This is a genomic window from Sorangium sp. KYC3313 (assembly GCF_052075895.1).
GTDB classification, from domain to species: Bacteria; Myxococcota_A; Polyangia; order Polyangiales; family Polyangiaceae; genus Sorangium; species Sorangium cellulosum_B.
The window spans coordinates 8,523,880-8,549,217 of record NZ_CP197255.1; the positions used below are offsets into that span (position 1 = coordinate 8,523,880).

The 25,338-nt window shown below is 69.1% G+C and carries 20 protein-coding genes; 9 read left to right on the forward strand and 11 right to left on the reverse strand.

The window, feature by feature from the left end; translation table 11 throughout:
* Positions 1-37 precede the first annotated feature (37 nt).
* Complete coding sequence (locus ACSRUE_RS32420; RefSeq protein WP_441286971.1) at positions 38-1,114, reverse strand: hypothetical protein; 1,077 nt, start codon at positions 1,112-1,114, stop codon at positions 38-40.
* 267 nt (positions 1,115-1,381) lie between these two features.
* Between ACSRUE_RS32420 and ACSRUE_RS32425 the strand changes: the two genes are divergently transcribed.
* Complete coding sequence (locus ACSRUE_RS32425; protein WP_441286972.1) at positions 1,382-1,969, forward strand: N-acetyltransferase; 588 nt, start codon at positions 1,382-1,384, stop codon at positions 1,967-1,969.
* A gap of 301 nt (positions 1,970-2,270) precedes the next feature.
* Here the strand turns inward: ACSRUE_RS32425 and ACSRUE_RS32430 are convergent, their stop codons facing one another.
* From ACSRUE_RS32430 to ACSRUE_RS32450, 5 genes are all read right to left on the reverse strand, one after another.
* Positions 2,271-2,534: a hypothetical protein gene (locus ACSRUE_RS32430; protein WP_441286973.1), complete on the reverse strand. Its 264-nt coding sequence runs from the start codon at positions 2,532-2,534 to the stop codon at positions 2,271-2,273.
* Positions 2,535-2,817: 283 nt separating this feature from the next.
* Complete coding sequence (locus tag ACSRUE_RS32435) at positions 2,818-3,993, reverse strand: WD40/YVTN/BNR-like repeat-containing protein (protein ID WP_441286974.1); 1,176 nt, start codon at positions 3,991-3,993, stop codon at positions 2,818-2,820.
* On the reverse strand, positions 3,994-4,272 hold the full coding sequence (locus ACSRUE_RS32440) for a MoaD/ThiS family protein (RefSeq protein ID WP_437768089.1): 279 nt from the start codon (positions 4,270-4,272) through the stop codon (positions 3,994-3,996).
* 396 nt (positions 4,273-4,668) lie between these two features.
* Entirely contained in the window at positions 4,669-5,157 is a 489-nt protein-coding gene (locus ACSRUE_RS32445; RefSeq protein ID WP_441286975.1) for a hypothetical protein, read from the reverse strand.
* 11 nt (positions 5,158-5,168) lie between these two features.
* Positions 5,169-6,767 (reverse strand): DUF2330 domain-containing protein, encoded by a 1,599-nt coding sequence (locus ACSRUE_RS32450; protein WP_441286976.1) that lies wholly within the window; start codon positions 6,765-6,767, stop codon positions 5,169-5,171.
* Positions 6,768-7,075: 308 nt separating this feature from the next.
* Here ACSRUE_RS32450 and ACSRUE_RS32455 point away from each other — a divergent pair, with 308 nt between their 5' ends.
* A complete protein-coding gene (locus tag ACSRUE_RS32455; RefSeq protein WP_441286977.1) occupies positions 7,076-10,228 on the forward strand; it encodes a hypothetical protein in 3,153 nt (1,050 codons plus the stop codon).
* A 183-nt stretch (positions 10,229-10,411) separates the two neighbouring features.
* Here ACSRUE_RS32455 and ACSRUE_RS32460 read toward each other — a convergent pair whose 3' ends face one another.
* Entirely contained in the window at positions 10,412-10,861 is a 450-nt protein-coding gene (locus tag ACSRUE_RS32460) for a hypothetical protein (RefSeq protein ID WP_441286978.1), read from the reverse strand.
* 420 nt (positions 10,862-11,281) lie between these two features.
* Here ACSRUE_RS32460 and ACSRUE_RS32465 point away from each other — a divergent pair, with 420 nt between their 5' ends.
* The 5 genes from ACSRUE_RS32465 (at position 11,282) to ACSRUE_RS32485 (ending at position 16,899) form a co-directional block, all read left to right on the forward strand.
* A complete protein-coding gene (locus ACSRUE_RS32465; RefSeq protein WP_441286979.1) occupies positions 11,282-11,551 on the forward strand; it encodes a hypothetical protein in 270 nt (89 codons plus the stop codon).
* A gap of 55 nt (positions 11,552-11,606) precedes the next feature.
* Positions 11,607-13,325, forward strand: coding sequence for a hypothetical protein (locus ACSRUE_RS32470; protein ID WP_441286980.1), 1,719 nt, complete (start codon positions 11,607-11,609; stop codon positions 13,323-13,325).
* A 260-nt stretch (positions 13,326-13,585) separates the two neighbouring features.
* Positions 13,586-14,239 carry a hypothetical protein gene (locus ACSRUE_RS32475; RefSeq protein WP_441286981.1) on the forward strand — a complete coding sequence of 218 codons (654 nt, stop codon included), beginning with the start codon at positions 13,586-13,588 and terminating at the stop codon, positions 14,237-14,239.
* Positions 14,240-14,719: 480 nt separating this feature from the next.
* Positions 14,720-16,417 carry an amidohydrolase gene (locus ACSRUE_RS32480; protein WP_441286982.1) on the forward strand — a complete coding sequence of 566 codons (1,698 nt, stop codon included), beginning with the start codon at positions 14,720-14,722 and terminating at the stop codon, positions 16,415-16,417.
* 98 nt (positions 16,418-16,515) lie between these two features.
* Positions 16,516-16,899, forward strand: coding sequence for a hypothetical protein (locus tag ACSRUE_RS32485; RefSeq protein WP_441286983.1), 384 nt, complete (start codon positions 16,516-16,518; stop codon positions 16,897-16,899).
* 79 nt (positions 16,900-16,978) lie between these two features.
* Here ACSRUE_RS32485 and ACSRUE_RS32490 read toward each other — a convergent pair whose 3' ends face one another.
* Entirely contained in the window at positions 16,979-17,848 is an 870-nt protein-coding gene (locus ACSRUE_RS32490) for a DUF899 domain-containing protein (protein ID WP_441286984.1), read from the reverse strand.
* Between the two features lie 405 nt (positions 17,849-18,253).
* On the opposite strand from ACSRUE_RS32490, the gene ACSRUE_RS32495 reads away from it, so the two are divergent.
* Both ACSRUE_RS32495 and ACSRUE_RS32500 read left to right on the forward strand, forming a co-directional pair.
* A complete protein-coding gene (locus ACSRUE_RS32495) occupies positions 18,254-19,588 on the forward strand; it encodes a cytochrome P450 (protein ID WP_441286985.1) in 1,335 nt (444 codons plus the stop codon).
* 437 nt (positions 19,589-20,025) lie between these two features.
* Positions 20,026-21,861 (forward strand): alpha-amylase family glycosyl hydrolase, encoded by a 1,836-nt coding sequence (locus ACSRUE_RS32500; RefSeq protein WP_441286986.1) that lies wholly within the window; start codon positions 20,026-20,028, stop codon positions 21,859-21,861.
* Between the two features lie 428 nt (positions 21,862-22,289).
* Here the strand turns inward: ACSRUE_RS32500 and ACSRUE_RS32505 are convergent, their stop codons facing one another.
* From ACSRUE_RS32505 to ACSRUE_RS32515, 3 genes are read right to left on the reverse strand one after another with little or no spacing between them, the layout of a single operon-like run.
* Positions 22,290-23,135 (reverse strand): carbohydrate ABC transporter permease, encoded by an 846-nt coding sequence (locus ACSRUE_RS32505; protein ID WP_441286987.1) that lies wholly within the window; start codon positions 23,133-23,135, stop codon positions 22,290-22,292.
* Positions 23,128-24,018 carry a carbohydrate ABC transporter permease gene (locus ACSRUE_RS32510; RefSeq protein ID WP_441286988.1) on the reverse strand — a complete coding sequence of 297 codons (891 nt, stop codon included), beginning with the start codon at positions 24,016-24,018 and terminating at the stop codon, positions 23,128-23,130. The genes ACSRUE_RS32505 and ACSRUE_RS32510 overlap by 8 nt, the downstream gene beginning before the upstream one ends.
* A complete protein-coding gene (locus ACSRUE_RS32515) occupies positions 24,015-25,337 on the reverse strand; it encodes an ABC transporter substrate-binding protein (protein WP_441286989.1) in 1,323 nt (440 codons plus the stop codon). The genes ACSRUE_RS32510 and ACSRUE_RS32515 overlap by 4 nt, the downstream gene beginning before the upstream one ends.
* Position 25,338: the final 1 nt, after the last annotated feature.

Genomic DNA, 25,338 nt, shown 5'->3' on the forward strand with positions numbered 1-25,338 from the left:
CGGCGCATCCGCGAAATACGGCGACGGGCGCCTCCCGCTATTCAGCCTGCGCCGGGCGTACCAGGACACCGGCGGACCACACGCCGCTCAGGCCGTCGCTGTTCGTGGCGCGAGCCGTGATCAAGCACGCAGCGTGAGCCGTCGGCGGCTGCCAGTCGTACATATGATAGTAAGTGAGCCCAGTTAACGTGATGGGGCCACCACAGCTGTCGGTGACCTCGACGGTCCCAGGAGACGAATTGCCCCATTCGACGCGCAAGAGCAGCTCGACGGGACTGGACGTCGTGATGGGCTCTTGGCAGGTACCGTCCGTGGAGGAGTATGGGGCGACGTGGCAGTTCCCTTCGGGCCACTGCAGAATCAGGGTCATCATCGGCCTGGCGATGAATCGGCCGTCGATGATCACGGCGCCCTGGGCCTGGCTCTCCTCGAAGATCATGATCGAGAACGTCTCGCTCGCGGAGAGCTCGCCGTCAGTCACGCTCACGCTCACCTCACAGGTGCCGGCAGCGGGCTTGGTGAAGTCGGTCACGAACGCCGTGGGCGCCGAGAACATCCCATCGGCGCAGTCGCTGGTCCACTCGACGGCGAGCGCATCGTCGTCCAGATCGACGGCCGAGATGGAGAGCTGCGCCGGCTGATTCACCACGGTCGAGAGCGGGTAGGTCAGGCTCAGCACGATCGGGCTGTGCCCGATGTCGTCTGACTCCGCGAGATCGAGGATCCGGAGGTTGGCTTGCGTCGCTGCGCCGCCCTGGATCTCGACCGAGACTGGAGCGCTGGAGCCGACGAGCTGGTCTCCGACGAAGGCGTTGCCCACGATCTGGTACGAGCCCTCGGGCAAGAGAAGGGTGCCGATGAAGTTGCCGTCGGGATCGCGCGTGAGCTCGGCCTCGGGGCCGCTCTGAACGATCACGGTGACCCGCGTGATGTCGCCCGCGGTCGTGGGCGCTGCCTGGACGCTCAGGCGCGCGATTCCCAGGCGGGAGCCGTCGGCTTCTCCCGCATCGAGGGGGTCGCCGTGCTGCGCGCAGCCGCTGACCGGCAGCAGCCCGGCGCAAAGGACCAGACCCATCGCTGACAGAACGCTCGTCCTCATCTTGCCGATTGCCATATCAACATGTCCTCCAGAAGAATTCACGAGACGCGAGCACACATGGAGCCCGCTGCTGAGGCGCGTGGTCGAGTCAGATGCGCCTGGAAGCTCGAACATTCACACCTCTCATCGTCTGGCTCGCTTTCGGCCCGCTGGCGCTGGTTCTCGCCTGCTCCGGTCCTGTGCCACCTCGGCCGCCATCGGAGCGCGTTGCGCGGACCAACGACTCCGCGTCGCGGCTTGACGCTGAAACCACGGCGCTCGCTTGACAACCCATGGGGGGATTTGCTCCGCTCGTCGTGGGCGTCGCGCCTGGCCGCGGTCGGCAACGCCGCGCCGATCGCCGTGCGGAGCGACGATCTGGCGGCGCTGCCCGACGGCGGCTGGAAGTGGCAGGTCCTCCGTGCAAAGGCGGTCCGCGACGGCGAGCCGCCGACCCACCTGGGCGCGTTCACCGCCTCGGTGTCGCCGCTGTTCCGCGGCCAGGGCGTGAGCGCGCTCGTGCTCGCCGGCTTCAAGGCGCTGGCGCGGCGATCGGGCCTCGCCGGCGTGCTCGCCCCGGTGCGCCCCCCGTCCAAGGCCTCCTGCCCAGGCATCGACATCGAGGAGTTCCTCGATCGCGCCCGCGAGGACGGCTTGCCCACCGACCCGTGGGTCCGAACGCATGTCCGCGTCGGGGGCCGGATCGCCGGGACTCCCCGTTGCGCCCTCGTGGTCGACCTGGAGCTCGATTTCTGGGAGGTCTGGCTCGGCAGGCCTATCCTGCCTTCCGAGCGGTCTTTCGAGATCCCCGGCGGCCTTGCCCCCGTGTACGTCCAGGGCCGGCGCGGACGTTATGAGGAGCCAGCCGTCTGGGTGGTTCACTCGCTCTGACATCGAGCTGCTGGACCCTGGCGATGTGGATTTCGGGCCCTATGGCCGCCCAGCACAGGCCTCGTCGCTGTCCCATCGGGGGTGCACCAGCCGCTCGGCGGTCGCAACCGTGCCTCGCGCGTCGGTCACCACCCCCACTGATCCGGAGCAACAGTACCGGCGCGCCCGCGCCCGGTAGCTCCGGTGTCAGGAATCCCGCCGCAAACACCGGTCGATGACGAGCGGCGTCCGCCGGCAGCCCCGTTCCGGCTGCGGACGCCGTGATGGCAGCAGACCATCCCGTCGTGCGGGTTCAGGCTCTTCAATGACCGACGACGGAGAGAGCCATCAGCACGCAAGCGAGAAGGAGCGCCGAGCAGATGGGCAACACGATCCAGAAACCGAGGTACGGAGTGGAAGGGCGACGGACGCGAACGACACGGATGACAAGGACGTAGAGCGCAGAAGTCAGCGTGAAGGCAAACGCCAGCGGTCTGAGCAGCTTCGTCCCCTCGATCGAAAAGACGTAGAGGGAGAACAGAGTTGGCAGCGCGAGCAAAAGGACGATGAGGATCTTGAGGAGCATGCCGGACGCTCGTCTTGTCGGTCAGGGTTTCAGGTCCACAGCAGCAGTCGCTTGGCGCGGGATCTGCGTCCGGTTTGCCTGGGCATGTGACGAGGGCAGGCGAGCTGAACGAGGGCCCCGTCCTTGCCACCCTCGCAGGCGTCTTCGACGTGAAACCATCGTCGTTCGACGAGGCAGTACGCCGTGCGGCGGCGCATGAAGCGTACGAGTCCCCGGGCGGAGACGGCAGCGGTCGCGGAAGCGGGATCTATCTGTAGTCCGCCTTTCCTGACCAACCAACATGTCACGCCATGCGCACCGAATAGATCGGCGGCAGGTTATTGGCGACGGTCGCCCAACCCTCTCCGCCGTCATCGCTCACGTAGAGATTGCCCGTGGTGGTGCCGAATGCCACAGTGCCGTCCTTGTTGGCGAGCGCGTGGCGGTATATGACGTCGTAGGCTTGCTCTTGGGGCAAACCCCGGCGGAGTTGCTCCCAGGTCTCACCGCCGTCCTTCGTGCGAGCCACGAAGAGCGCGCCGTCGACGGTGATTCGCTGCATGTCCGACTTCCCGGGGACGACCCACGCCGTGCGCCCGTCCCTCGCGTCCGCTGTAATGGGGAAGCCGAAATGCACGCCTTGCTCTGGGCGGCTCACCTTGCGCCAGCTCCTTGCGCCGTCGCTGCTGTAGTAGATCCCAACGTGGTTCTGTTGCCAGACATGGTCGGGATCGCCCTCGCATTGCTCGATGTAATGCGTATCGTGGCCCCACTCGGCGTCTGGTTCGGGCGTGTGATCGAGCCGCATGCCGTTGTTGCGCGGTTGCCAGGTCTCTCCACCGTCCGTTGTTTCGATGACGCCCGCCGTGGACACGGCGACGAGCATTCGCTTCGGGTTACGCGGGTCCACCACGATGGAGTGAATGCCCGGGGCGAACTCGCCTCCCTCGGAGGCCGGTGTGCCAAACCATTTCGTCTCGCCTTTGCCCTCGCCTGTGAACAGGTCGCCGCCGCGTGACTCGTGGTTCCAGAGCGGCCGGTTGAGCTCGAAGGAGCCGCCGCCGTCGCGGCTGACGAACAAGCCACCCGGAATGGTGCCCACGTAGACCGCGCCACCCGGGCCGAAGCCGATGATCCAGAGCTTTTGCACCGTGGCCGGGCGCGTGACGATCTTCATGCCGACGCCGAACTCGCTGCCGGCGTCTTCGTACATGTCCTGGCCGATGTAGCGAGCGCCCTCGGGATATTTGATCTGGGCGGGGTTGTCATTCCAGGTCTCGCCTTCATCCGTCGAGACGGACAGCTTGGCCCCCCAATGGCCGAAGCCGAGAAGCGCCCAGAGTTTGCCCGTGTAGGGATCGCGCGCGACATAGTTGACGCCGCCGCCGGCATGGCCCGCGAGGCGCGGCTTCCACGAGCCGTTCTGTTTTTCGACGACAAAGGTGCCTTTTCGCGTGCCTACCAGGATACGGCTTGCCATTTACCCTCCGCTCAACGCTTGCAGAATGTGGACCTCGTCGTCGGCAGCGACGGCGTCTGTGAGTCCCTTGCGGTCGCGGATCATCTGCTTGCCGACGAAAATGTTGACGTGCGTCCGCAAGCGGCCGCGCTCGTCGCAAATGTAGAAGCCGATGCCGGGCGCGAGCCGCTCCAGGGCCGCTACGACCTCACCCGCTGTCGACGCCTCGACGATCAGGTGCTGACCTTCGAGGTGCGGGAAGAAGGTGTAGAGGTGGCGCGTCAGGTGGACAGACGGCATGGTGGGCTTTCCGTACTCCCGAGGTTACCACGCGTCAATTGGTTTCACAAGAGCGAGCCGGGCCACCTGATGCCCACCTTCTGAGGCATCTCCTGTCCTCCTGTCCTCTTGTCCTATCCGGGCGCCTCGTCAATGCGGCTTGCTACCGTCGGCGCGACCGCTCTCTCCCCTCCCGTGCTGGCACCAGGCCGAGCAGCCGGCCGATCGCCTCGTGAACGATTCCGGCTGCGTGTTCCCGCAGCTGCTGCAGGGCGAGGGCGGCCCCTTCGATGAGCGGGTAATCTACTCGTATAGCGTCGCTCTTCCAGGACGGCGGCGAAGCACCGGAGCGGCTGACCGGACGGCCGGCTCTGCCCCAGAGCTGCTGGCCCAGACTGGCGATGTGGATTTCGGGCCCTATGGCCGCCCAGCACAGGCCTCGTCGCCGTCCCATCGGGGGTGCACCAGCCGCTCGGCGGTCGCAACCGTGCCTCGCGCGTCGGTCACCACCCCCCTGATCCGGAGCGGTTGGCCGATGGCACAAGCTGGCTCGCGAAGCACGGCCGGCCATCCGATGAACTCGCACCGGCCGTCCTCGAGCTCCTCGAGCGCGATCCTCCCCCGGCTGGTCGTCGCCGAGGACGGATCGCCGATCACGGTCGTCGTGACCTCGAGCTCTGCGCCCTCGGGCTCCAGGCCGAGCGTCCGGACGCTGGTCCACACGTGCCAGCCGCCCTGCGCGCCGTGGGCGAGCTCGACCTCCTGGCCGTCGGCGAGCGGCTCGAACTGCCACTCGCCGGTGCCGAGCTCGGCGATGCCCTGCGCCGGCAGCTCGTCCCCGCCGCCACAGCCAGGGGCGAGCGCGAGGAGCACGGCGAAACCGGCGGCGGAGGGCGAGCAGGCCACGGCACGGGCTCCTACGAGCGCCGGCGGCGGCGCGCGGCCACCAGCAGCCCGAGCAACGCGCCGCTGAGGCCGACGGCGCTGCCTGCATGGCCGCCGGCGTTGCAGCCTCCAGAGGCGGCCGCGACGGCGGGGGGCGGCACATCGACAGGTCGACCACCCGGCAGCGAATCGGGCAGCTGCGGCACGCGCCGGTCGTAGAAGGACGCGGGGACGGGCTCGTCGGGAAGCACGCAGGTCGTCGCGCGGCTGCCGTCGGCGGCGATCGTGCCTACCGCCACATAGCCGGTCGAACAGCGGCAGGTCGGCGTCATGTTCATGGACACGCACTCGCCGTTCGCGCCGCAATCGAACGTCGCGCAAGGATCCGCGAGCGGCGGCGCGTCAGGGAGCGCCCGGTCACCCGGGTTGAGGAACGACATGCGGAGGTCCTGGCAGGTCACCGTCGGCCGACCCGACGGATCGAACGTGGTGCGCGCGGTCGTACCGGGCACGCACGCGCAGGCGGCGACGGGCTGGGTGCCGCCTACGCCCTCGACGACGCGGCACAGGCCGCCTGCGCCGCACGCCGCGAAGTCGCACGGCGACGCGGCGCCGGCGGCCTCGGCGCCCGGCGCGACGCACAGGTCGCGGTCATCGACGTAGCGCGGGAGCAGGCGGGTGTTCGACACCACGGGACCGTCGGTGCGCCGGAAGATCGGATCGACAGTCATCTCCTCGGGCGACAGGCGGGTATAGAGCCGGGTGATGGTCGCGTTGCCCTCCAGCAGCGGCAGCAGCGCGTCGCGCGCAGCCACCTGCTGCTCGTCCGAGCTCATCGTGTTGCGGACCTGCTCGGCGATGCCGGCCGTCGGTCCGCTCATCTCCGTGACGAAGCCGCGACCGCCGGCCTCGTCGACGCCGCGCGCGACGAGCGCCGTCCAGTTCGTCTGCACCGGCCACTGGTTCGCGCTCCAGACGATCTGGTTGTCGTCGATCTCGACGTCCGGCCAGTTGGCCGGCCCATAGCGCCGGTCGCCGAGGATCATCACGGTGATGCCCATCTCCGGCTCGGCGGCGATCGCCGTCAGCCGGATCGGGATCGACGGCGACCCCGAGGGTAGCGTGAAGCGGAACGGCTGGATGTCGGTGACCGCCGCGTCCGGCTGGAGCCGCAGCGCGAGGAACTTCATCCCCTCGCTCGTATAGATGCCGATGTAGGGCGCCATCGCGTCGTTGACGCGGAAGTTGTTGTCGCGAAGCCAGCCGATGAGCGCCGCCGGATCGGTCGACTCGACCACGGCCACGTCGTACGGCCCGACCTCTTCCCGGATGTGCACCGTGACGTCGCCGTCGTCGGTGCCGCCCGCGGTGGGCCCGCCTCCCGCCGCTTCGGGGAAGGCGGGATAGCAGCTCGGGTCGCTGGGCCACTGGAACTGCGGGCCCGTCGCTGAATCGAGGGCGGTGAGCGCAAGCTGCGGGAACACGGCGAGGCTCTCCACCGCCGGCACCTCGGCGAGCGGAACCACCCAGGCGAAGTCCGGCGCCGCGCCCGCATACTGGATCTGCGTCACCATCGTGACCGAGCCGTCCTGGTTCGTCGCGAACAGGATCCGCTCCGCGGTCTGATCCACCGGCTGTCGTCCGCAAAAGAACCCGCCGCACGCCTCAGCGGGTCGTGGCGCAGTCATCAGCGCCGCCGCCGCCATCACCGGAGCCACCCATAGCTTGCGCATGGTCCACATCCTCCTCGCCCGACCGATCGGGCGGGCGCCCCCAGGCAAACACAGCGCCATGTACAAGAAAAGGCGATTCCTGGGTACGACCACGCCGAGGAGAGGAACGGCCTTGCGTGGACAAGGCGAGCTTGCCCTCGCGGAGCCCGCTTTCGAGAGCGCATCCGCTCGTCCTTCGGGACCGCCTCCGGAGATAGCATCGATTCATGACAAGCGTACTCGCGATCATCAGCGCCGCCGCGCTCGCAGGCCTGGAGAAGCAACACGGGGCGTGCGAGCCAGGGAGCGTCCTGCCCCTCGATCGCTATCTGAGCCGACACCGCGCCCTCGAGCCCCTCGCCGGGGGCGGCACGCTCTACCTGGCCACGGTGCGCCAGCCCGGAGAGCGCCTCTGGCTCGTGGCCGCGCTCCGCTTCCCCCAGGCGGAGGCCGAGATGTGGACGGCGGAGGCGAACATCGCGCCCATCACCGACATCACCGATCTGGTCGGCAGCCTGCGCTTCTCGAGCGGCAAGGGCCTGACGGCGGCGCCCGGGAAGCTCGCGATGTCGCTCCAGACGCCCCGCGCCCTCACCGAGGACGACCAGGTATTGCTCGAAGCGCGCGTCAGCCCGAGCGCGCGCGCGGCGTACGAGGCCGCCAAGCGGGACGCGCTGCCGCCCAGGAGGGCCGAGAAGTCCGCGATGAAGCCCACGAAGAAGGGCCAGCCGGACGCGATCGCCGCGCAGGCGCCCGTGGACGACCTCGATCTCGTCGCCGCGCTCGCGAACATCGGCGACTGGCGGCGCCTGTCGAAGGGCGGCAAGGAACGCGTGCTCGCCGAGCTCGTGGAGCGCCTCGCCGCGGAGGCTTCCGGACCGCGCTTCGAGCTCGCCGCGCCGCACGTGGGCAGCGATGGCCTAGGCGTCCTGCGCGACACCGAGGCGGGGCACGAGCTCGTGGTCGTGCCGGGCGGCGTCGCGCGCGTGGGCTTCGCGCCCGACGACATGTTCACCTGCTGGGCAGCGGCCGACCTCGGCGACGTGGACGACGCGGCGTTCCAGGACGGCTTCCGCTCGGCGCGGCCCCCGCGCTGGTTCCGCCTTCCGCCGTTCCTTGTCGCGCGCCGCGGCGCTCCGTGCACGGAGGACGGGCGCGACGGCACCCTCGCCGAGGCCGCCCGGCGTGGCTACCGCGAGATCCGTGAGGTGGAGTGGGAATGGTGCGCCCAGGAGGGCGGCGCCGTCTCGTTCGTGGGGATGGCGCGGGGCGCGCCCGACTTCTCGCCGAACCAGGAGCCCGCGCCCCTCGATCCCACCGGCTTCGGGCTCCACGAGCTCATCGACGAGCCCTGCCGCATGGCCGACGCCTTCCACCCGACCTGGGACGCCGCGCTCGAGACGGGCGACTTCCCGCCGGGCGCGGGCGACGCCCCGCGCGCCCTCCGGCTCGCGCACACCCAGTGGCAGTCCCGCGAGGAGCTGATCGCCTGGCACCGCGCGGCGCGGGCCTGCGAGTCGGAGCACACGCAGGGCACCCTCCGCCTCGTGCGCGACCTGCCCTGCAAGGACGAGGCGCTCGATCTGCTCGCCCGGGTCGCTCTGCCCACCGAGGCGCCCATCGCTCGCCTGCTCGAGGCGCTCGGCGGCAAGACGCCCGACAGGAAGCGCGCGCTCCGCGTCCTCGACGATCTCGCCACCGACCCGGCCGGTGCGCCCGAAGCTCCCGCGCTCCTCGCCCACCTCGTGAAGGGCGACCCGGCGTGGGATCCGAAGGTGCACCTCCACGCCCTCCGGCTCGGCGTCCGCCTGGCCGAGGACCGGGGAGCGCGCGAGGAGCGCCCCGGAGCGCGCGCCGCCGCGCGCGCGGCCCTCGCCAGCCACGAGCCCACGCTCGCAGCGCGGCTCGGGGACGCGGCGCCGAACGTCCGCGCGCACGCCCTCTACGCCCTCTCCCACGTCGCGCCGTCGAGCGCGACGCGGGCGGCCGTGCTCGATCTCGCGCGGCGTGAGAAGCAGGAGCCGGCGCGCATGGCCGCCTTCCTCTGCCTCGGCGCGTGGCTGGCGCGCGAGCAGGACACCGAAGCGCAGGAGCTGCTCGCGGGCGCCGTGAAGGGACGCTCGGCTCCCCTCGCCTCGGTCGCCGCGCTCGCGCTCGCGCTCGGCGCCCCGCTCGAGCGACTGCCCGGAGGAGGGCTCCTGCGCCTCTGTCAGGCGCTCGCCCTGAAGCCCAAGGCGGCCGACGCCTTGCCCTTCTGGGATGGAAACCTCCGTGAGCGAGCCTTCGCGATCCTCCGGGAGGCGAGCGAGGCGACCCGCGAAGAGGCCGCGCGCTCCCTGCTCGAGCCGCTCGAGGGCCCGGACGCCCCCTCCGCGAGGATCGTGGCGCTCGGGCTGTCGCTCCTGTTCCCGCGCCGGGCGGACGAGAGCGAGACGGTCCGCCCCGAGGCGCTCTCGCCCATGGCGCGGCGCCTGCTCGAGCTCACCGCCGAGCGCGAGGTCGACGCCCCCGTCGACTTCGAGTCCTACGCGGTGCCCCGGTCCCTCGCCCTGCGCCGCGCGCTGATCGGCCTCGGCCCCCGGCTCCCGAGCGATCGGCCGGTGCGCCTCCGCTTCGGCGACGAGGAGGTCGAGCTGCCCCTCTGGCGGGCCAGCGAACGCATCCACATCGAGGACGACGGCCGAGCCAGGGAAGCGCTGAAGAAGCTCGCCGCCGGCTTCTCGCCGCTCGCTCGGCTCGCGCTCTGCCTCGACCCCCGCCCGCTCCGCGACCTCGACCTTCCCAGCGCGCCCAAAGGCCAGCTGAAGCTCATCGCCGACGCGGTGGCCCAGGACAGAGAGGGGACCGTGGCGCTCGCCCAGGCCGAGGTCGCGCGCCTCGACGACCTGCGCGCGCGCGGCGCCGAGGTCAAATACTCGACCGTGCTCCGGCTCTTCGCCTGCCTCGTCGAGCGTGGAAAAGAGCTTGATCCGAGCCTCCTCGGCCATCTCGATCTCACGCTGAAGGAGTCCGAGTCGCTGCCCGAGGAGGTGTGGCGCGCGCTGCCACGGGCGACGGCGCACGAGCTGCTCGAGCGCACCGCCACGGCGTTCCTCGACGAAGAGCTCGTCGATCTGCAGACCCTGCGCACCAGGTCGCGCGGCGAGAAGGTCGTCGACGCGGCGCTCCTGCTCGAGAGCTTGCGCGGGCTCAAGCTCGGCCTCCTGCTCATGGCCCCCTTCGGCGCCCGCTGGAAGGCCGAGGAGATCGAGCCCACGCTCGAGGCCTGGCCGGAGGCGAGATCGTTCGTGGCCGCCTTCAGCGTCGATTACGCCAAGGTGAACAGCGTCCGCGCCGCCGTCGACTTCATCATCGCTCAGCGCCCGAAGCTGGGAGTTTGAGCGCCGGACGGCGGCGACGGCTTCGTCGACACCTCGTTCCGAACCTGACAGATCCTCTCATTGGTTGGCATCATAAAAGAAGATGAACAGGGAGGCGGGGAGACGGGGAGATTCATGGGATTCTACTCCCCGTCTCCCCGCCTCCCTGTGAATTCTCCCGGAGAGGAACCAGCAGGGTCGGGTTCAGTCGATGACGGTCCAGGTGGCCTTGGCGGTGCAGCCGTAGGCGTCGAGCGCGCCGGGGTGCGAGAGGGGGAAAAGCTTGGTCTGGCCCTTGGCGAGCGGCCCGGTCACCGAGCGGGTGTAGGGCCCGGGATCGCCGTAGTAGTGCGTGACGGTGAAGGTGATCTTCGCATCCGCCGGAACGCCGAAGAGCGAGGTGTTCTTGATCGCCGCGTTCGGGTTGAAGATGCTGGGAAAGGTGATCGAGCACGAGAGGTTCACGGTCTTCGTGACCGGGCCGCCGCCGTCATCCCCCCCGGGGCCGATGATCGCCTCTGCGCCCTCCCCCACGACCTCGGCGGCGTCGCTCGCGCCCTCATCGGCGCTGTCGCCGTCGAGCGGCTCGGCGATGCAGCCGATGAGCGAGAAGGAAGAGATGAGCGAGCAGAGGAGCAGGTTCTTGAGCTTCATGGTTGTGTATCCTTGGGTCGAGGTTCACGCTCACGAGATCGCGTCTCGGCGGCCTCTGGCGATACCGAGTCGCCTGGGCGGCCCTCGTCGCTGTCTCGCGGCGTCGCATCCCGATAGAGCAATCCGCAGGCCAGGTTGTCGGGGCGCTTCGGGCCACTGCCCGGCGCGCCCTGGATCCGCGGGGATGAAGGCCTTTCTCGTGGTTTTCGCGCTCCACCGCGCAGCGCCGGGGGGCGGGTGCGCGGCGCGGTGGAGGTCGGAGCCCCCACGCCGACGGCGCAAGCCTCCACCGCCTCGCAAGGTCACCGCCCTCCGAGCACGGCTCGCTTCAGGGTTCGGCGAGCGTTGTGCGGGCCATCGGCACCGCGTAGCATCCGCTCTCGTGCTTCCCACGCTCTCTGGTCACCGGCCGCCGGTCCAATGCTGATCATCCAGCGCCACCAGAAGGCGGCGTTCGCCGCCCTGCAGAGGGACCGCTTCCTGGACCAGACCGCCGCTTACCTCCGGCGCTGGCATGGCCCCGCCTGCGAGGCGCTGAGCGACGCCGAGCTCCGCGCTTTCATCGAGGAGGGAGTGATCCGCGCCGGCCGCTACGGCGTCACCCTCGAGCATCACGTGGTCCAGTTCATCGACTGGATGCTCGACGTCGACCCCGGATTCGACGCCGATCCCGCCCACCCTCGCACTTAGAACAGCAATATATCTTGCAAAACGAGAGTTTCTCACGATGACACATCGCACTACCATGGCGTACACTGAACCGGAAAAAGCCGAGGCACGGCGTCACGCGCTAACCCATGCTGTGGAGCTGCTTACGACCCGTCGGGCGGCTGCGGCAGTAGTGCCACGCGACCATGTACGCACCATCAAGGCTTACCTCCTGAAGAAGAAAGACGATCGCTCCGCCATCGCTGATAGCTGCGACGATCGGGCCATCACACTTTGGGAGGGACTGTGGGAAGCAACGATCGGTGCGCGCCGTCCCGGAGACCTAGTGGTCGCGTACCTTGCTGGCCCCGAACCACTGAACGACTTCAGAGCCTTGGTCGAACTTGGCGTTCACCCGAACAACATCTTCGCATTCGAGGCGGAGAAAGGCGTGTTCAACGATGCGCTCACACGCATTCGAGACTCAGAATTCCCCCTGCTCAAACTGCACTTCGGCACGCTTGAGCGATACCTGCAGTCGGTCCCACGGCGCTTCGATATCATATACGTCGACGCGTGCGGCCCACTGCCGAGCCGTAGCCAGCGCACACTGAGCCTTATCGCCACCATTTTCAGGTACCAGAGACTGGCTTCGCCCGGCGTCCTCATTACGAACTTCGCACAGCCAGACCTGTCGATCACAGAAGACCTTGACGCATACTCAGAACTGATAGCAGCATACCTGTGGCCAAAGGCATTCCTTGAATCCGGAAAACCCGACTGGAACCTCGATGACGGCGCCGAATCGCATGGCCTGATTTGTCGCAATGATGAGAATTTGAAGGAGTCGTTTTTTCATCGCGTTAGGAACAATTTTGAGTGGCATTATTCTCAGTTTATTACCCGCGTCCTCTTTGACCTCGGATCCTTTATATCCGCACTCGTTCGGCTAACAAACTCCGAGATCTGGAGCACATTCTTTACGAAGCAGCCGCGGGACGTTGCTAAGATTGCGGAGCCACTTAGAACTATCGACGAGGACGGCGCCTTTGCTACCGATCCGTCCATGCACGCTTTAGCATGGACGCTGACCGCTCTGCCGGATAAGGAACCGCTGTCAGGCGACTATCCTCCGCTGGTGGCTGATGGTGCCCTGCGAAAAATATTTCGCACGCAATTGGCCGGCTTGCCGCTTCCGACTTATGATGCAATGACTTCTGTGTACGCATATGAAGCACTAAGATCAAGACACGACGGCGCAGCGGCATTTGCCAACGATGCGTTCGTGAAGATGCTCGTCGATTTTGGCCGATGGCGGGAAAGGCATCTATTTTGCGACGCACCGACGCGAGAACTTGCACTATTTCCAGTCCTAGCTCAATACGCATATCCCATGCATTGCAATGTCCTGGAAACACAACGCAGGACGTATATTGCACAGGGAAAGAGAACGCGAATGTTTATGGACGTCATGCCATTCGACGAGTGTCGCTATCTATATGATTGGCTACCAAGTCTCCATACCATGGAAGGCTCGGCAGCCAACTCGAGCCATGAACTCGTGTTCAGACTTGCACTCGACGGACTCGCAAAGCAGAAGCTGAGGCATTCTAGCGAGTACTTGTATGGTGCAAACGTTGTCGGGGTCATCGGGGACGACTTTGTCGAGTCGTTGTTTCGCCCGAGAGAAGGGCTGAAGGCCCCTGAAGCACTCGCTCTCGAAGAATTGGACGATCAGATTGGCTCGAGTGAGGACGCTGGTTCAGACGAGGGCGTTGGTTCGGACGAGGATGTCGGCTCAGGCGAGGGACCCTAACAAGGACTTACAGGCAGCACTACGCGCCACGCCTGCAAGCCCCGGCCGTTAGCTGGACATGGCGATACACGACGCAGAGCTTACGACATGATATAGGACATGCGAACACCGTCGCCGCCTTCGAGAGGTTTCATGTGCATCGGACAGCGCTTGCGTTTCATGTGGCACTCTGCTAGGTGTACTTCGGCTTGATCGCTGAGCACGACTTCGGTCAGCGTATATGAAGACGCGCCCGCACTCGCGGACACAGGGAGAGCATAATGCCGCCGACGGTTACGGAACTCGCGCTCGTCGTTGAGGATCTCATTAGCCAGCGAGTAACTAGCAACACGTTTAGCCGCCGCGGCCCTTTCAGCGGTGCTGGGGTCACACTCAAGCGGGAAGGACCACTTGGAAGGTGGGTGTTCCGCGGTGAGCTTGCCGTCACCCACGGAGACGCAGGCATTCACCCAGTGGCTCTTGCCGATTATAAAATCCAGAGGGTTATTAAGGGGACGATACAGGCTCGCGCGCCTTCCGGGGGGTTGAGGTGCGGCTCAGTTAAAGACGTCGTTATCGAACGTTCCATACAGAAAACTCCGACGCGGCTCATCGAAGTCACGGTCAAGCTCCGCCTCTGCCCGTTCGTAGTTTGCACGAGCGAAGACCGTAGATATCTTCACGTTGGCGACGAAGAGTTCGAAGTCTCCGCCGAAGCGGCCAGCGACCTTGCATCTCCTGACGAAGACGTGAGGCTTAGGGCGCTTCAACAGGTGGTCGACGGACGCTGGGCAATGGACGATCTGCTCGACGCTGGGGGGAACTCCCGCCAGTGGAACCTCGACGCGCTTCTTGGCGCGGCGATTTTCGGCAACACTCTGTACGACCGCGAGACGGGCTACTACACAATGCCCGCACTCGCGGAGGACGCATAGAAACATCGTCATCACCGTCGTTCAGCCGCTCATCATGACCTCCTGGGACGGCAAAGCCTAGTCATGACAAGTAGGTTGCGTTACGTTGGAGACTGCCCGCTGAAGTATTCAGCGTGGACCTTATGTGTGTGTGTGTGAGTTCATCCTGCCGAGAGCCAGCTAACAAGCAGTTGAAGCTGATGAGCGGCTCTGGACCGACTCGTTCGTGAGGCGCGCATGGTGCCCGTCACCGAGGCGGCGCGGAGAAGACTTGCATTGGCCATCGCACGCGCCAAGTGATCGAGTTCGTGCCGGCACAGTTCAAAATCATTGAGGAGCAGCGGGCAGGGGCGCTCAGCGCCTAGCCATCGTCTACACGATCCTCAGCATCGTCACCGTCGACCCTGGCGAGAGCCGCACGGGCCCGTGCCCATGGCGATGGCCAGGCGCTTACGCCCTGCCCGCCGTTGCGCGCCCCATGCGGGTGCTAGGGTGGCGCTCATGTCGAACGCGCTCCGAGCGGCGCTCCTGAGCCTCTTCGGCAGCCTCGCCTCCGGCTGTGCCTCGCCGGGCCTGTCCGCCGCGACGTCGACGCCCGAAGCGCCCGCAGATCTCGTGATCACGGCCGGCGTCGTCCGGACCATGGCCCCCGGGAACCCGCGCGCCGAGGCGGTCGCCGTGCGCGGCGAGCGGATCGTCTTCGTGGGCAGCGCGGCCGGCGCGAAGGCCTTCGTCGGGCCGGGGACGCGCGTCGAAGAGCTGCCGGGGCGCGCGGTCGTGCCCGGGCTCGTCGACGGGCATGCCCACCTCTACGGGCTCGGGGTCGCGCTGGAGACGCTGAGCGTGCGCGGCGCCAGGAGCGTGGAGGACGCGGCGGCGATCGTGGCCGAGGCGGCGAAGGCCCGCCCGAGGGCCGAGTGGATCACCGGGCGCGGCTGGGACCAGAACCTCTGGCCGGGCGCCGCGTTCCCCACGCACGCCCCGCTCGACGCGGCGGCGCCGGAGCACCCGGTGGCGTTGCGCCGCGTCGATGGGCACGCGCTCTGGGCGAACGCGGCGGCGATGCGCGTGGCCGGGGTCGGCCGAGGCACGCAGGATCCGCCGGGCGGGCGCATCCTGCGCGACGCCGCGGGCGAGCCGACGGGTGTCTTCATCGACAGCGCGATGGGCCTCATCGAGGCCAAGGTCCCGGTCGACCCGCCCGCCGTGCGCGAGCGGCGCATCCTGCGCGCGGCCGACGAGGCGCTCTCGTCCGGGCTCACGGGCGTGCACGAGATGGGCGTCGACGACGAGACCGTGGCCGTCTACCGCGCGCTCGCCGCCGCCGGGCGGCTGCCGATCCGCGTTACCGCGTACCTCGCGGGCGATGGGAACCTCGAGGGGCTGAAGGCGCGCGCGCCCGACGCGGACCCGACAGGCACCGCGATGTTCGTGCTGCGCGGGGTCAAGCTGTTCGCCGACGGCGCGCTCGGCTCGCGCGGCGCGGCGCTGCTCGCGCCGTACGCGGACGAGCCCTCGACGAGCGGTCTCCTGCTGATGGATCGCGAGGCCCTCGCGCGCGCGGCCCGGCTCGTCGCGGACGCGGGCTTCCAGCTCGCGGTGCACGCGATCGGCGACCGCGCCAACCGCGCCGTGCTCGACGCGTTCGAGGCGCTCGGCCCGGGGCGGGCGGCGGCGCTGCGGTTCCGGGTGGAGCACGCGCAGATCCTCTCGCCCGACGATCTGCCGCGCTTCGCGGCGCTCGGGGTGATCGCCTCGATGCAGCCGACCCACGCGACGAGCGACATGCCGTGGGCGCCCGCGCGGCTCGGCGCCCATCGCCTGAAGGGCGCGTATGCCTGGCGGTCGCTCTTGTCGTCGGGCGCCCGCCTCGTGTTCGGCTCGGATTTCCCTGTGGAGGACGCCTCACCGCTGCTCGGCCTCTACGCGGCCGTGACCCGACAGGATCTCTCGGGCCAGCCCCCGGGCGGGTGGATGCCCGAGGAGCGGCTCGACCTCGACGAGGCGCTGCTGGCGTTCACCGCGGCGCCCGCGTACGCGGCCTTCGCCGAGGGCCAGCGGGGCCGGATCGCGCCTGGCTACGTGGCCGATCTGACCGTCCTCGGCCGCGATCTCTCGCCCGATCGCTCGCTCGTCGACACGAAAGTCGACATGGTGGTCGTGGGCGGCCGCGTGGCGCGCGCGCCGGCGCCGCGGTGAGCGGCGCCCTCGTGCTGCGCGCTGCGCTTCGTCCGGACCGCCATGAGACCTCACGGCCGACGCATGCAAACGATGAACGACAGGAGGAATGAGCACCTATGCTTGCACGCTACCAGATCGTCCGCGGCCACCGTCGGGAGGACGATCCGCTGCCAGAAGGCAAGCGGTACGACACGCGCAAACACACGCACCACGTCCTGAGGCCCACCCCGGAAATCGTCGAAGAGTTCCTGTCGGATCCCTCGCAAGCTGGCTTCAAGAGGTTTCGCGCCACCTACCTTGCGGTGCTCGATGAGCGGTTTGCGGAGCAACGGGAGCGCTTCGATGCGCTGGCGGAGGAGGCCCGGCAAGGTGACGTCTTCCTGGGTTGCAACTGCCCCACGGCGCACCAGCCGGACGTCCGGCACTGCCACACATGGCTGGCGCTGGAGTACTTCGCCCGCAAGTACCCGGACCTGGACGTGAGGCTCGATGCGCGGTGAGCGGCGTTCACCCATGCCCACGGCGAGCGGGGCCGCTCGCGCGCCGCGCTTTCCCCGAGTGCGGCGAGGGACCCGCGGTTCAGCGCCGCATCCGTGAGCAACAGTCGTCCGCCTCGGGAGCGGCGACCGCGGGCCGCGCGCCGCTCGAGTCGGACAGGTCCTCCTGCTCGTCGGGGTAGCGGATGCGCTCGTCGCCGGCCTTGGCGCCCAGCCCGGTGCTGCGCCCCTTGGGCTCTTCCCATTCCTCCTGGCGCCCGAGCGCGGTAAGATCGAGGAAACAGTACGAGCCGCCCGTCGACTCCGTGCCGCGCCCGTAGGTCGAGTAGGTGTGGTACACGCGCTCGCCGTCGCGCAGGAAGCAGCTCAGCCCGTGCAGGTCGAAGGGCTGCTTGCCCCCCAGATAATAAGCGGATCCCGCCTGCTCGTGCTCGGCGGGCGTTCGGTAGTTGTACTCCACGGGCGCGACCGACTCGTCCAGCGTGACGTGGTAGTCGTGGTTGAAGCGGCTGCCCGCCGACGAGTACCAGGGAACGGGCCAGCCCATCCGCGCCTTGAACGGCGCGATCTTCTCCCACGGAGCGCGCGAGATGAGCGCGAACGTGGTGCCGACGTTGTGCCAGTGCCGCAGGTGGCCCTTCGAGATCTGATCGGCGTAACCCGAGCAGCTCGGGCAGCCGCGATCCTTGGGTGTGCCGTCGTCCTCGAACAGCCACATGAAATGATAGACGATGAGCTGCTGCCGGCCCTCGAACAGATCGAGCAGGCGCAGCTTGCCGTGGGCGCCCGAGAACTCGTACGGCTCGGTCACCTCGACCATCGGCAGGCGCCGGCGATCCGCATTGAGCCGATCGCGCGCTCTCGTGAGCTCCTTCTCGCGGGCGAGCAGCGCCTTGCGCGCCTCCAGCCACTCGGCGCGCGACACGACGCGGGGCAGTTCGATCCGGGTCATAGGGACATCTCCATGGTCATCGGGAATGGGCCTCGCCCGATGCGGGCGCTGCCGCGGAACGGGTTCGGAAGGTCGACTGCTGAAGCGCGCGGAACTCATCGCTGCATCCATCAAAAAACGTCGCCGGCCGCCACCATGCCTATGGCATGAGTATTGCTTAAGCACACCGACCGCGGCCCAGACGAGCTCTCGGCGGTCGAGCGCGGCGAAGCCGGCCAGCCGCGACGGGGTGGTCACGGTGGCCTTGGTCGGGCGGACACCGCGCGGCGCCGCTCCGCCTGGCGCCGTCCGTCGCAACATTGGCGCCCGACGCCGCTGCCGCAGCGGCGCGCCGAGCCCATCCTTGCGTCGATCCCGGTGAGGCGCCGCGCGCCCCCGGGATCGAGCCCCCCGCCGAGGTACGCCATGAGCCAGTTGCCCCGAGGCCCGCGCAGCCGACTTCTTACGACCTACAAGTTCCTCACCCGTCCGTTCGAGTTCCTCACGCATTGCGCCGCCACCTACGGCGATGTCTTCAACGTCCCCGTGGTCAGCGGCGACGTCGTGATCGCCGGAGGCCCCAGGACGGTGCAGGACGTGTTGACGGCGCCGCCCGAGACCTTCCTTCCCTTCGCCACCAAGGCGATCGCGCCGCTCGTGGGGGAGCACTCGCTGCTCATGCTCTCGGACGAGCGCCACAGGCGCGAGCGGAAGCTGCTGACGCCGCCGTTCCACGGCGATCGCATGCGCGCCTACGCGGCGGCGATGGCGGACACCGCCGCGCGCCGGCTCACCGAGGCGGCGCGCGCGCCCCGCGCCATCGCCCAGGAGCTCACGCAGGCGATCTCGCTCGACGTCATCATCCGCGCCGTCTTCGGCGTGGAGGAGCCGTCTCGAACGAGCGCGTTCGCTCGGGCCGTCGTCGCCATGACCGACGCGCTGACCCCGGCGCTGACCTTCCTGCCGCCCTTGCAGCGGGAGCTCGGCGGCGTCGGCCCCTACGCGCGCTTCCGCCGGCGCGTCGGCGACCTGGACGCCCTGTTCCGGGCGCAGATCGAGCGGGCGCGCGCGGCGCCGGGCGACGACATCCTGAGCCTCATGGTCTCGGCCCGCTACGACGACGGATCGCGCATGAGCGATCAGGCCATCTTCGACGAGCTCCGGACGCTGCTGTTCGCCGGGCACGAGACCACGGCGCTCGCCCTCGCGTGGGCCCTCGATCACGTGCACCGCCACCCCGGCGTCCTCGCGCGCCTCCGCGACGAGATCGACGCCCTCGGCCCGGAGCCCGACCCCGAGCGCCTCGCTGCCCTGCCCTACCTGGACGCCGTGTGCAAGGAGGCGCTGCGCGTCTATCCGATCGTCACCGAGTCGCCGCGCCTCCTGGCGCAGCCGTTCCGCCTCGGCGAGCACGAGCTCCTGCCGGGAACGGGGGTGGCGCCCTGCATCCTGCTCGTGCACCACCACCCCGAGCTCTACCCCGAGCCGTCCCGGTTCAGGCCAGAGCGCTTCCTAGAGCGAAAGTTCTCCCCGTTCGAGTACCTGCCTTTCGGGGGCGGACACCGCCGCTGCATCGGCGCGGCCTTCGCGATGTTCGAGATGAAGATCGTGCTCGGCGTGGCGCTGTCAGCATGGGAGTTCCGCCTGCTCGACGAGCGTCCGCCCCGCCCCGTGCGCCGCAACCTGACGCTGAGCCCCTCGGGCGGCGTCCCGCTCGTCATGCGCGCCCGGGGCCGCAGCCGCCTTTACGTCGCCGCCTGATCCTGGCGCGAGGAGGCGCAGGGGAAGCCCCAGCACGGGAATGCGCCGCCGTGGATGCCACGACACGGCGGACATGGAGGAGAGAGAGAAGATCACGACTTAAAACCTCCGCGCTCCCGGCGCTTCGGCGATCGTCAGGGGTGGATCTGGAATAGAGGGGCTCCCCCGCTTGCCGCATCGCCCCCATGCTGAGACGCCTCCTCCGCTCGACCGCCGCCTCCTCTCCCTGTGCATCTCTCTCTGGACCGGTCGTGCCGATCGGCGCGGCCGCGGGCGCCCCTCGGCAGCGCGCTCCAGGCCCATCGCGTCACGCGCGGCCGCTCACCCGCCTCGGATGGGCTGCCGCGCTGCTCCTGGCGGCCCCCTCGTGCGAATCGGTCACCCCCTCGGGTTCGCCGCGCCCCTCCGCGGCGGCGCAAGCCCGGCTGGAGCTGCACGTGGGCGATGCCGACGTCTGGGCCTTCAGCGCGCGCGTCCAGGGCGCCCTCGCCGGAGCGGGCACGCTGGAGGGCTGCGCGATCCGGGTGGGCGGCGACGTGTTCCCCGCGGCGATCGAGCAGCAGCGGTTCTTCGCGGACGTCCCGCTGCTCGAGGGCGAGAACGAGATCGTCGCGCGCTGCCGGGAGGCGAGCGCGGGCGACCTGGACTCTCCGCCCGTCACCTACCGCGTCCGGCTGGAGGACACGCCGCGCGCCCGCGCCCGCGCCGCGCTGGCCGGCGGCAAGCTCGTCCTCGACGCGACGAGCAGCGAGCCCAGCGAGCGCTCCCGCGCCGAGATCGTCGCCTTCGACTGGCTCCGGCTGCGCGGCGGCGCGGCGCCGGAGCCGCTCGGGCAGGGCGCTCGCCTCGAGCTGCCGGCGCCCGACGCCAGCGATCAGGCGCTCTACGAGCTCAGGGTGCGCGACGAGCGCGGCCGAGGCGACGCCGCGCGCGTCGCGCCGCCGCTCGAAGCCGCCTCCGGCAGGGCCGCGCCGGCGTGGCTCGACGACGCCGTCCTCTACGGCGTCGTGCCGCCGTTCTTCGGCGATCCGCCGCTCCGGAGCGTCCGCGCCGCCCTCCCCGCGATCGAGCGGCTCGGCGTCACGGCCATCTGGTTATCTCCCCTCTTCGCCGCGCCCGAGGGCGACTTCGGGTATGCCGTCACCGATTACTTCAGCGTGCGCCCCGACTACGGGACCGAGCAAGATCTCCGCGAGCTCGTGGACGACGCGCACCGGCGCGGCCTGCGCGTGCTGCTCGATCTCGTGCCCAACCACACCTCGGCCGAGCACCCGTATTTCCGGGAAGCCGAGCGGCGCATGCGCCGCGCGCACAGCTTCGCCTTCTACGATCGCGACGAAGGAGGCGAACCGACGCATTACTTCGACTGGAAGCACCTGCCGAACCTGAACTACGACAGCGCCGAGGTGGCGCGCTGGATGCTCGAGGCGTCGCTGCACTGGGTGCGCCGGTTCGACATCGATGGCTATCGCGTCGACGCCGCGTGGGGCATCAAGCAGCGGCGGGGCGCGCTCTGGTCCCCCTGGGCCGCCGAGCTCCGGCGCGTGAGCCCGCACGTCGCGCTGATCGCCGAGGCCTCGGCGCGCGATCCGTACTACCTGCAGAACGGGTTCGACGCGGCGTATGACTGGACCGAGGAGCTCGGACACTGGGCCTGGAAGGACGTGTTCGGCGCGCCGCGGGGCATCGCGGCCCGGCTCGGCGCGGCGCTCGCCGCCACCGCGGCGCGCGCCGAGCGCCCCGAACGCACGCTCAGGTTCCTCAACAACAACGACACCGGCGCGCGCTTCGTCACCCGCCACGGGCCGGGGCTGACGCGCGTCGCCGCGGCGGCGCTGCTGACCCTGCCGGGGATCCCGTGCGTCTACACGTTCGACGAGCTCGGCGCCGAGTACGAGCCTTACGGCGGCCTCGCCCCTGTCTCACGGCCCCCGCGCGGCCAGCTGGCGCAGCATTACGAGCGGCTGATCCGGCTCCGGCGCGGCGTCGCGGCGCTCCGGTCGCCGGGGCACCACACGGTGCACGCCGGGGGGCCGGACGACGAGGTCTTCGCCTATGTCAGGCACGGCGACGACGCGTCCCGCTTCGCGCTCGTGGTCCTGAACTTCAGCGAGCGATCGGTGAGGAAGCGGCTCACCGTCCCGGAGCCGTTCGCCACCCACGCGCGAGGCGGCCTGCGCGACGCGCTGAGCGGCGGCGGCGCGCACCTCCGGGCCGGCGCCCTCGCGCTGGACCTCGCGCCCTGGGACGTCCGCGTCCTCGTGCCGCGGTAGGACGAAGGTCGTGCGCAGGGGGACGATCATCGATCCCGAGAGCGCCGATCCGCGCTCCTCGCGCCCCGCCGCGCCGGGCCACAAAAAACAGAGCGCCCATTCGACGGCGGGGGGGGAAGCCGTCACGGGCGCTCTGCCGTGGATACCTAGCAGGACACGGGCCAGGCTTCTCCGTACTTATTTCAAGGGCTTACCTATCAGGAAGTCCCTGAAGCTTTCGATCCTGCGATCGCCGCTTGCAGACCTGACGCATGCGCCCGCGCCGCGGCCCCAGGGCCGAGGTGCGCACCGCGCTCCGCGCGAAGCATGGTTCACCTCGCGACCAGCCCGCCTCGGCGAGCCGGACGTGGTCCGGCGGCCGAGGAAGGCGATGCCGCGCTCCAGCATGAACTCCGGTCCGGAGACAGGCCTTGCGCCATGGCGGCGAATCAGCGCTTGAGCCCGGTCTGCGCGAGCCCCTCCACGAAGTACCGCTGCGCGAACAGGAAGAGCACGACGAGCGGCAACATCGCGAGGGAGGCGCCCGCCATGAGCACGGCCGGCTCGCCGCCGTAGGCGTTCTGGGTGCCGGCGATCATCTGCTGGATGTTCATCTTCTGCGGAGAGGTGATGTAGACGAGCGGCCCGAAGTAGTCGTTCCAGGCGGCCTTGAGCCCGAGGACCGCGAGCGTCGCGACCGCCGGCCCGGCGAGGGGGAAGACCACCCGCGTGAACGTCTGGAAAGGGTTCGCGCCGTCCAGCGTCGCGGCCTCGATGAGCTCGTCCGGAATGCTCGCGAAGTACTGCCGCATCAGGAAGATCGCGACCGCGCTGCCCGTCGCGCCCGGTACGATGAGCGGATAGTAGGTGTCGATCCAGCCGATCCGGGCGAAGCCCACGAACTGCGGGATCAACGTGACCACGCCGGGCAGCATCATCGTCGACAGGAGCGCGGCGAAGATCGCGTCGCGCCCCGGAAAACGGAGCTTCGCAAAGGCGTAGCCGGCGAACGAGGCGGTGAGGAGGCCGCCGAGGGTCGAGGGGACGGCGATGAGGAGCGTGTTCCATGTGCCGCGGAGGATGTCGATCTCGGCGAAGGCTTGCCGGTAGTTGGCGAGCGTCGGACGGGCCGGGATCCAGCGGATCGGGACCGCGTAGATCTCGTCCGCCGGCTTCACGCTGGTGCTGATCATGAACGCGAAGGGCGCGAGCACGAAGACGGCCACCAGCGCGAGGACCGCATAGGAGAGGAGCCGGAGCGCGCGGCGCCCTCGGGACCTCCGGCCGCTACTCATCGTGCACCCAGCGCCGGGCGAGGCGGAACTGGAGCACGGTCACGATCATCACGAGCGCGCCGAGCACCCAGGCCATCGCCGACGCGTAACCCATCTGGAAGTACTGAAAGCCGGTGAGGTAGAGATAGAGCATGAACGTCGCCGAGCGGAACTCCGGGCCGCCGCGCGTCATCACGTAGACCTGATCGAAGCTCTGCAGCCCGCCGATGACGCTGGTGACGGCGATGAAGAACGTCATCGGACTGATGGCCGGCAGGGTGACGTGCCGGAAGCGCTGCCAGGCGTTCGCCCCGTCGAGCTCCGCGGCCTCGAGGAGCGATCGCGGCACGCCCTGGAGCGCGGCCAGGAAGAGGACCATGTTGTAGCCGAGCCCGCTCCAGATCCCCATCACGACGAGCGCGGGCTTGACCAGGTGCGGGCTCGAGAGCCACGCGGGCGGGTCGGCGACGCCGAGGGCGCGGAGGTACGTGTTGATGAGCCCGTAATCCGCGTTGTAGATCCACTTCCAGAGCAGCGCCGCGGCCACGATCGAGCACACCGAGGGGATGAAATAGACGGTGCGGAAGAACCCCTCGAGCCTGAGCTTCTGGTTCAACAGGAGCGCGAGCAAGAGGGAGATGGCGATGCCGACCGGGATGCCGAGGAGGTAAAAGGCCGTGTTGGCGAGCGTCCGCCAGGCGAAGAAATCCCTGGCGAAGAGGCGAGCGTAGTTATCGAGGCCGACCCAGCGCGGCGGCGTGAGCACCTCGAAGCGGGTGAAGCTCAGATAGAGCGACGCCAGCATCGGGCCGAGCGCGAACACGACGAAGCCGAGCACGGGAACCGCCACGAACGCACAACCCCAGCGCGCCTCGGCGCGGGCGCGCGGTATCTGCTTCTTCAACGCGCTGCCTCCGGTCCGGGGTTGTTCTCCCGCATGGTTTGCTCGACGACCGGCGCGAGGGCCGGGAGCAGCTCGCGCGCGGGCCGCTCGCCGCGCCAGACCTCGGGGATGAAGCTCGCGAAGACCTCGTGCCAGAAGGCGTTGGGCAGCTCGGTCTCGGGGCTCGGACGGCTCGTCTCGGCGGCGCGCAGGAAGACCTCGGCGTGGGCCGGCCGCTGCCCGGGCTGGAGGAAGGCGGCGGTCGCGGCGACCGATCGCTGATTGGGCACCTGGAGCCCGGATCGGGCCAGCTCGCCTTGTCCCTCGGGGCCGGCCAGGTACTCGATCAACGTGAACGCCTCGGCGATGCGCCGGCTCGCGGCGCTGACGGCGAGCCCCACGGAGCCCGACCAGCTCACCGAGGTCATGCCCGGCTCCGGGACCGGCACGGGCGCGACATCCCAGTCGAAGCGCATCCGGCGATAGCGCGGGACCATCCAGCGACCATCGATGTGCATGGCGACGAGCCCGGCCTCGAAGAGCTCGCTCTGCCCGGCGCCGCCGCTGCGGGCGAGGTTGGGCGTCACGTGATGGCGGAGGGCCAGATCCGCGCACCACTGCACCGCGTCCATCGACACGTCGGAGTCCATGAGCCACCGGCGCCGCTCGGCGTCCACGATCTCGCCGCCCGCGGACCACACCGCGGCTTCATAGGGATATCCGGTGATCCCCCAGTGCCGGACATACCCTTCGCGGTACGTGAGCGCGCGAAAGGCAGCGATGGCCTGGTCCCAAGTCATCGGCACCTCGGGATCCGGCGCGGGGACGCCGCGGCGGCGGAGCACGTCCTTGTTGTAGTAGAGCACCGTGGGGCCGATGTCCTTCGGCAGCGCGTAGAGGCTGCCCTCGTGGAGGACGCGGCCATTCCAGCGATAGCGGTCCAGGGCGGTCGGCCAGATGTCGGCGAGGTCGAGGGTCCGACTCTCCTGCACGAGACCGTCGATGTCGCGCAGGGCGCCCTGCCTGACCATCTCGCCGAACGCGCCGTCGGGCACGTAGAAGACATCGGGCGCGCGCTTCGCCACGATCATCAGCCGGAGCTTGTTGAGGTAGTCGTGGCCGACGCCGGGCACCTGCGTGTACTCGACGTGGATCTCCGGGTGGATCCGCTCGAAGGCGGCGAGCGCCGACCGCATGATGGCCCGCTCCTCCGGCATCCCCCAGCCGACGAAGGTGATGGTGGTGCGCGCGACGTGCGCGGGGGGTTCGGCCTTCGGGGCGCACCCGGCGGTCGGGATGGACGCGCACCAGACGGCGAGCCAGAGCGCGCGACGGGCCATC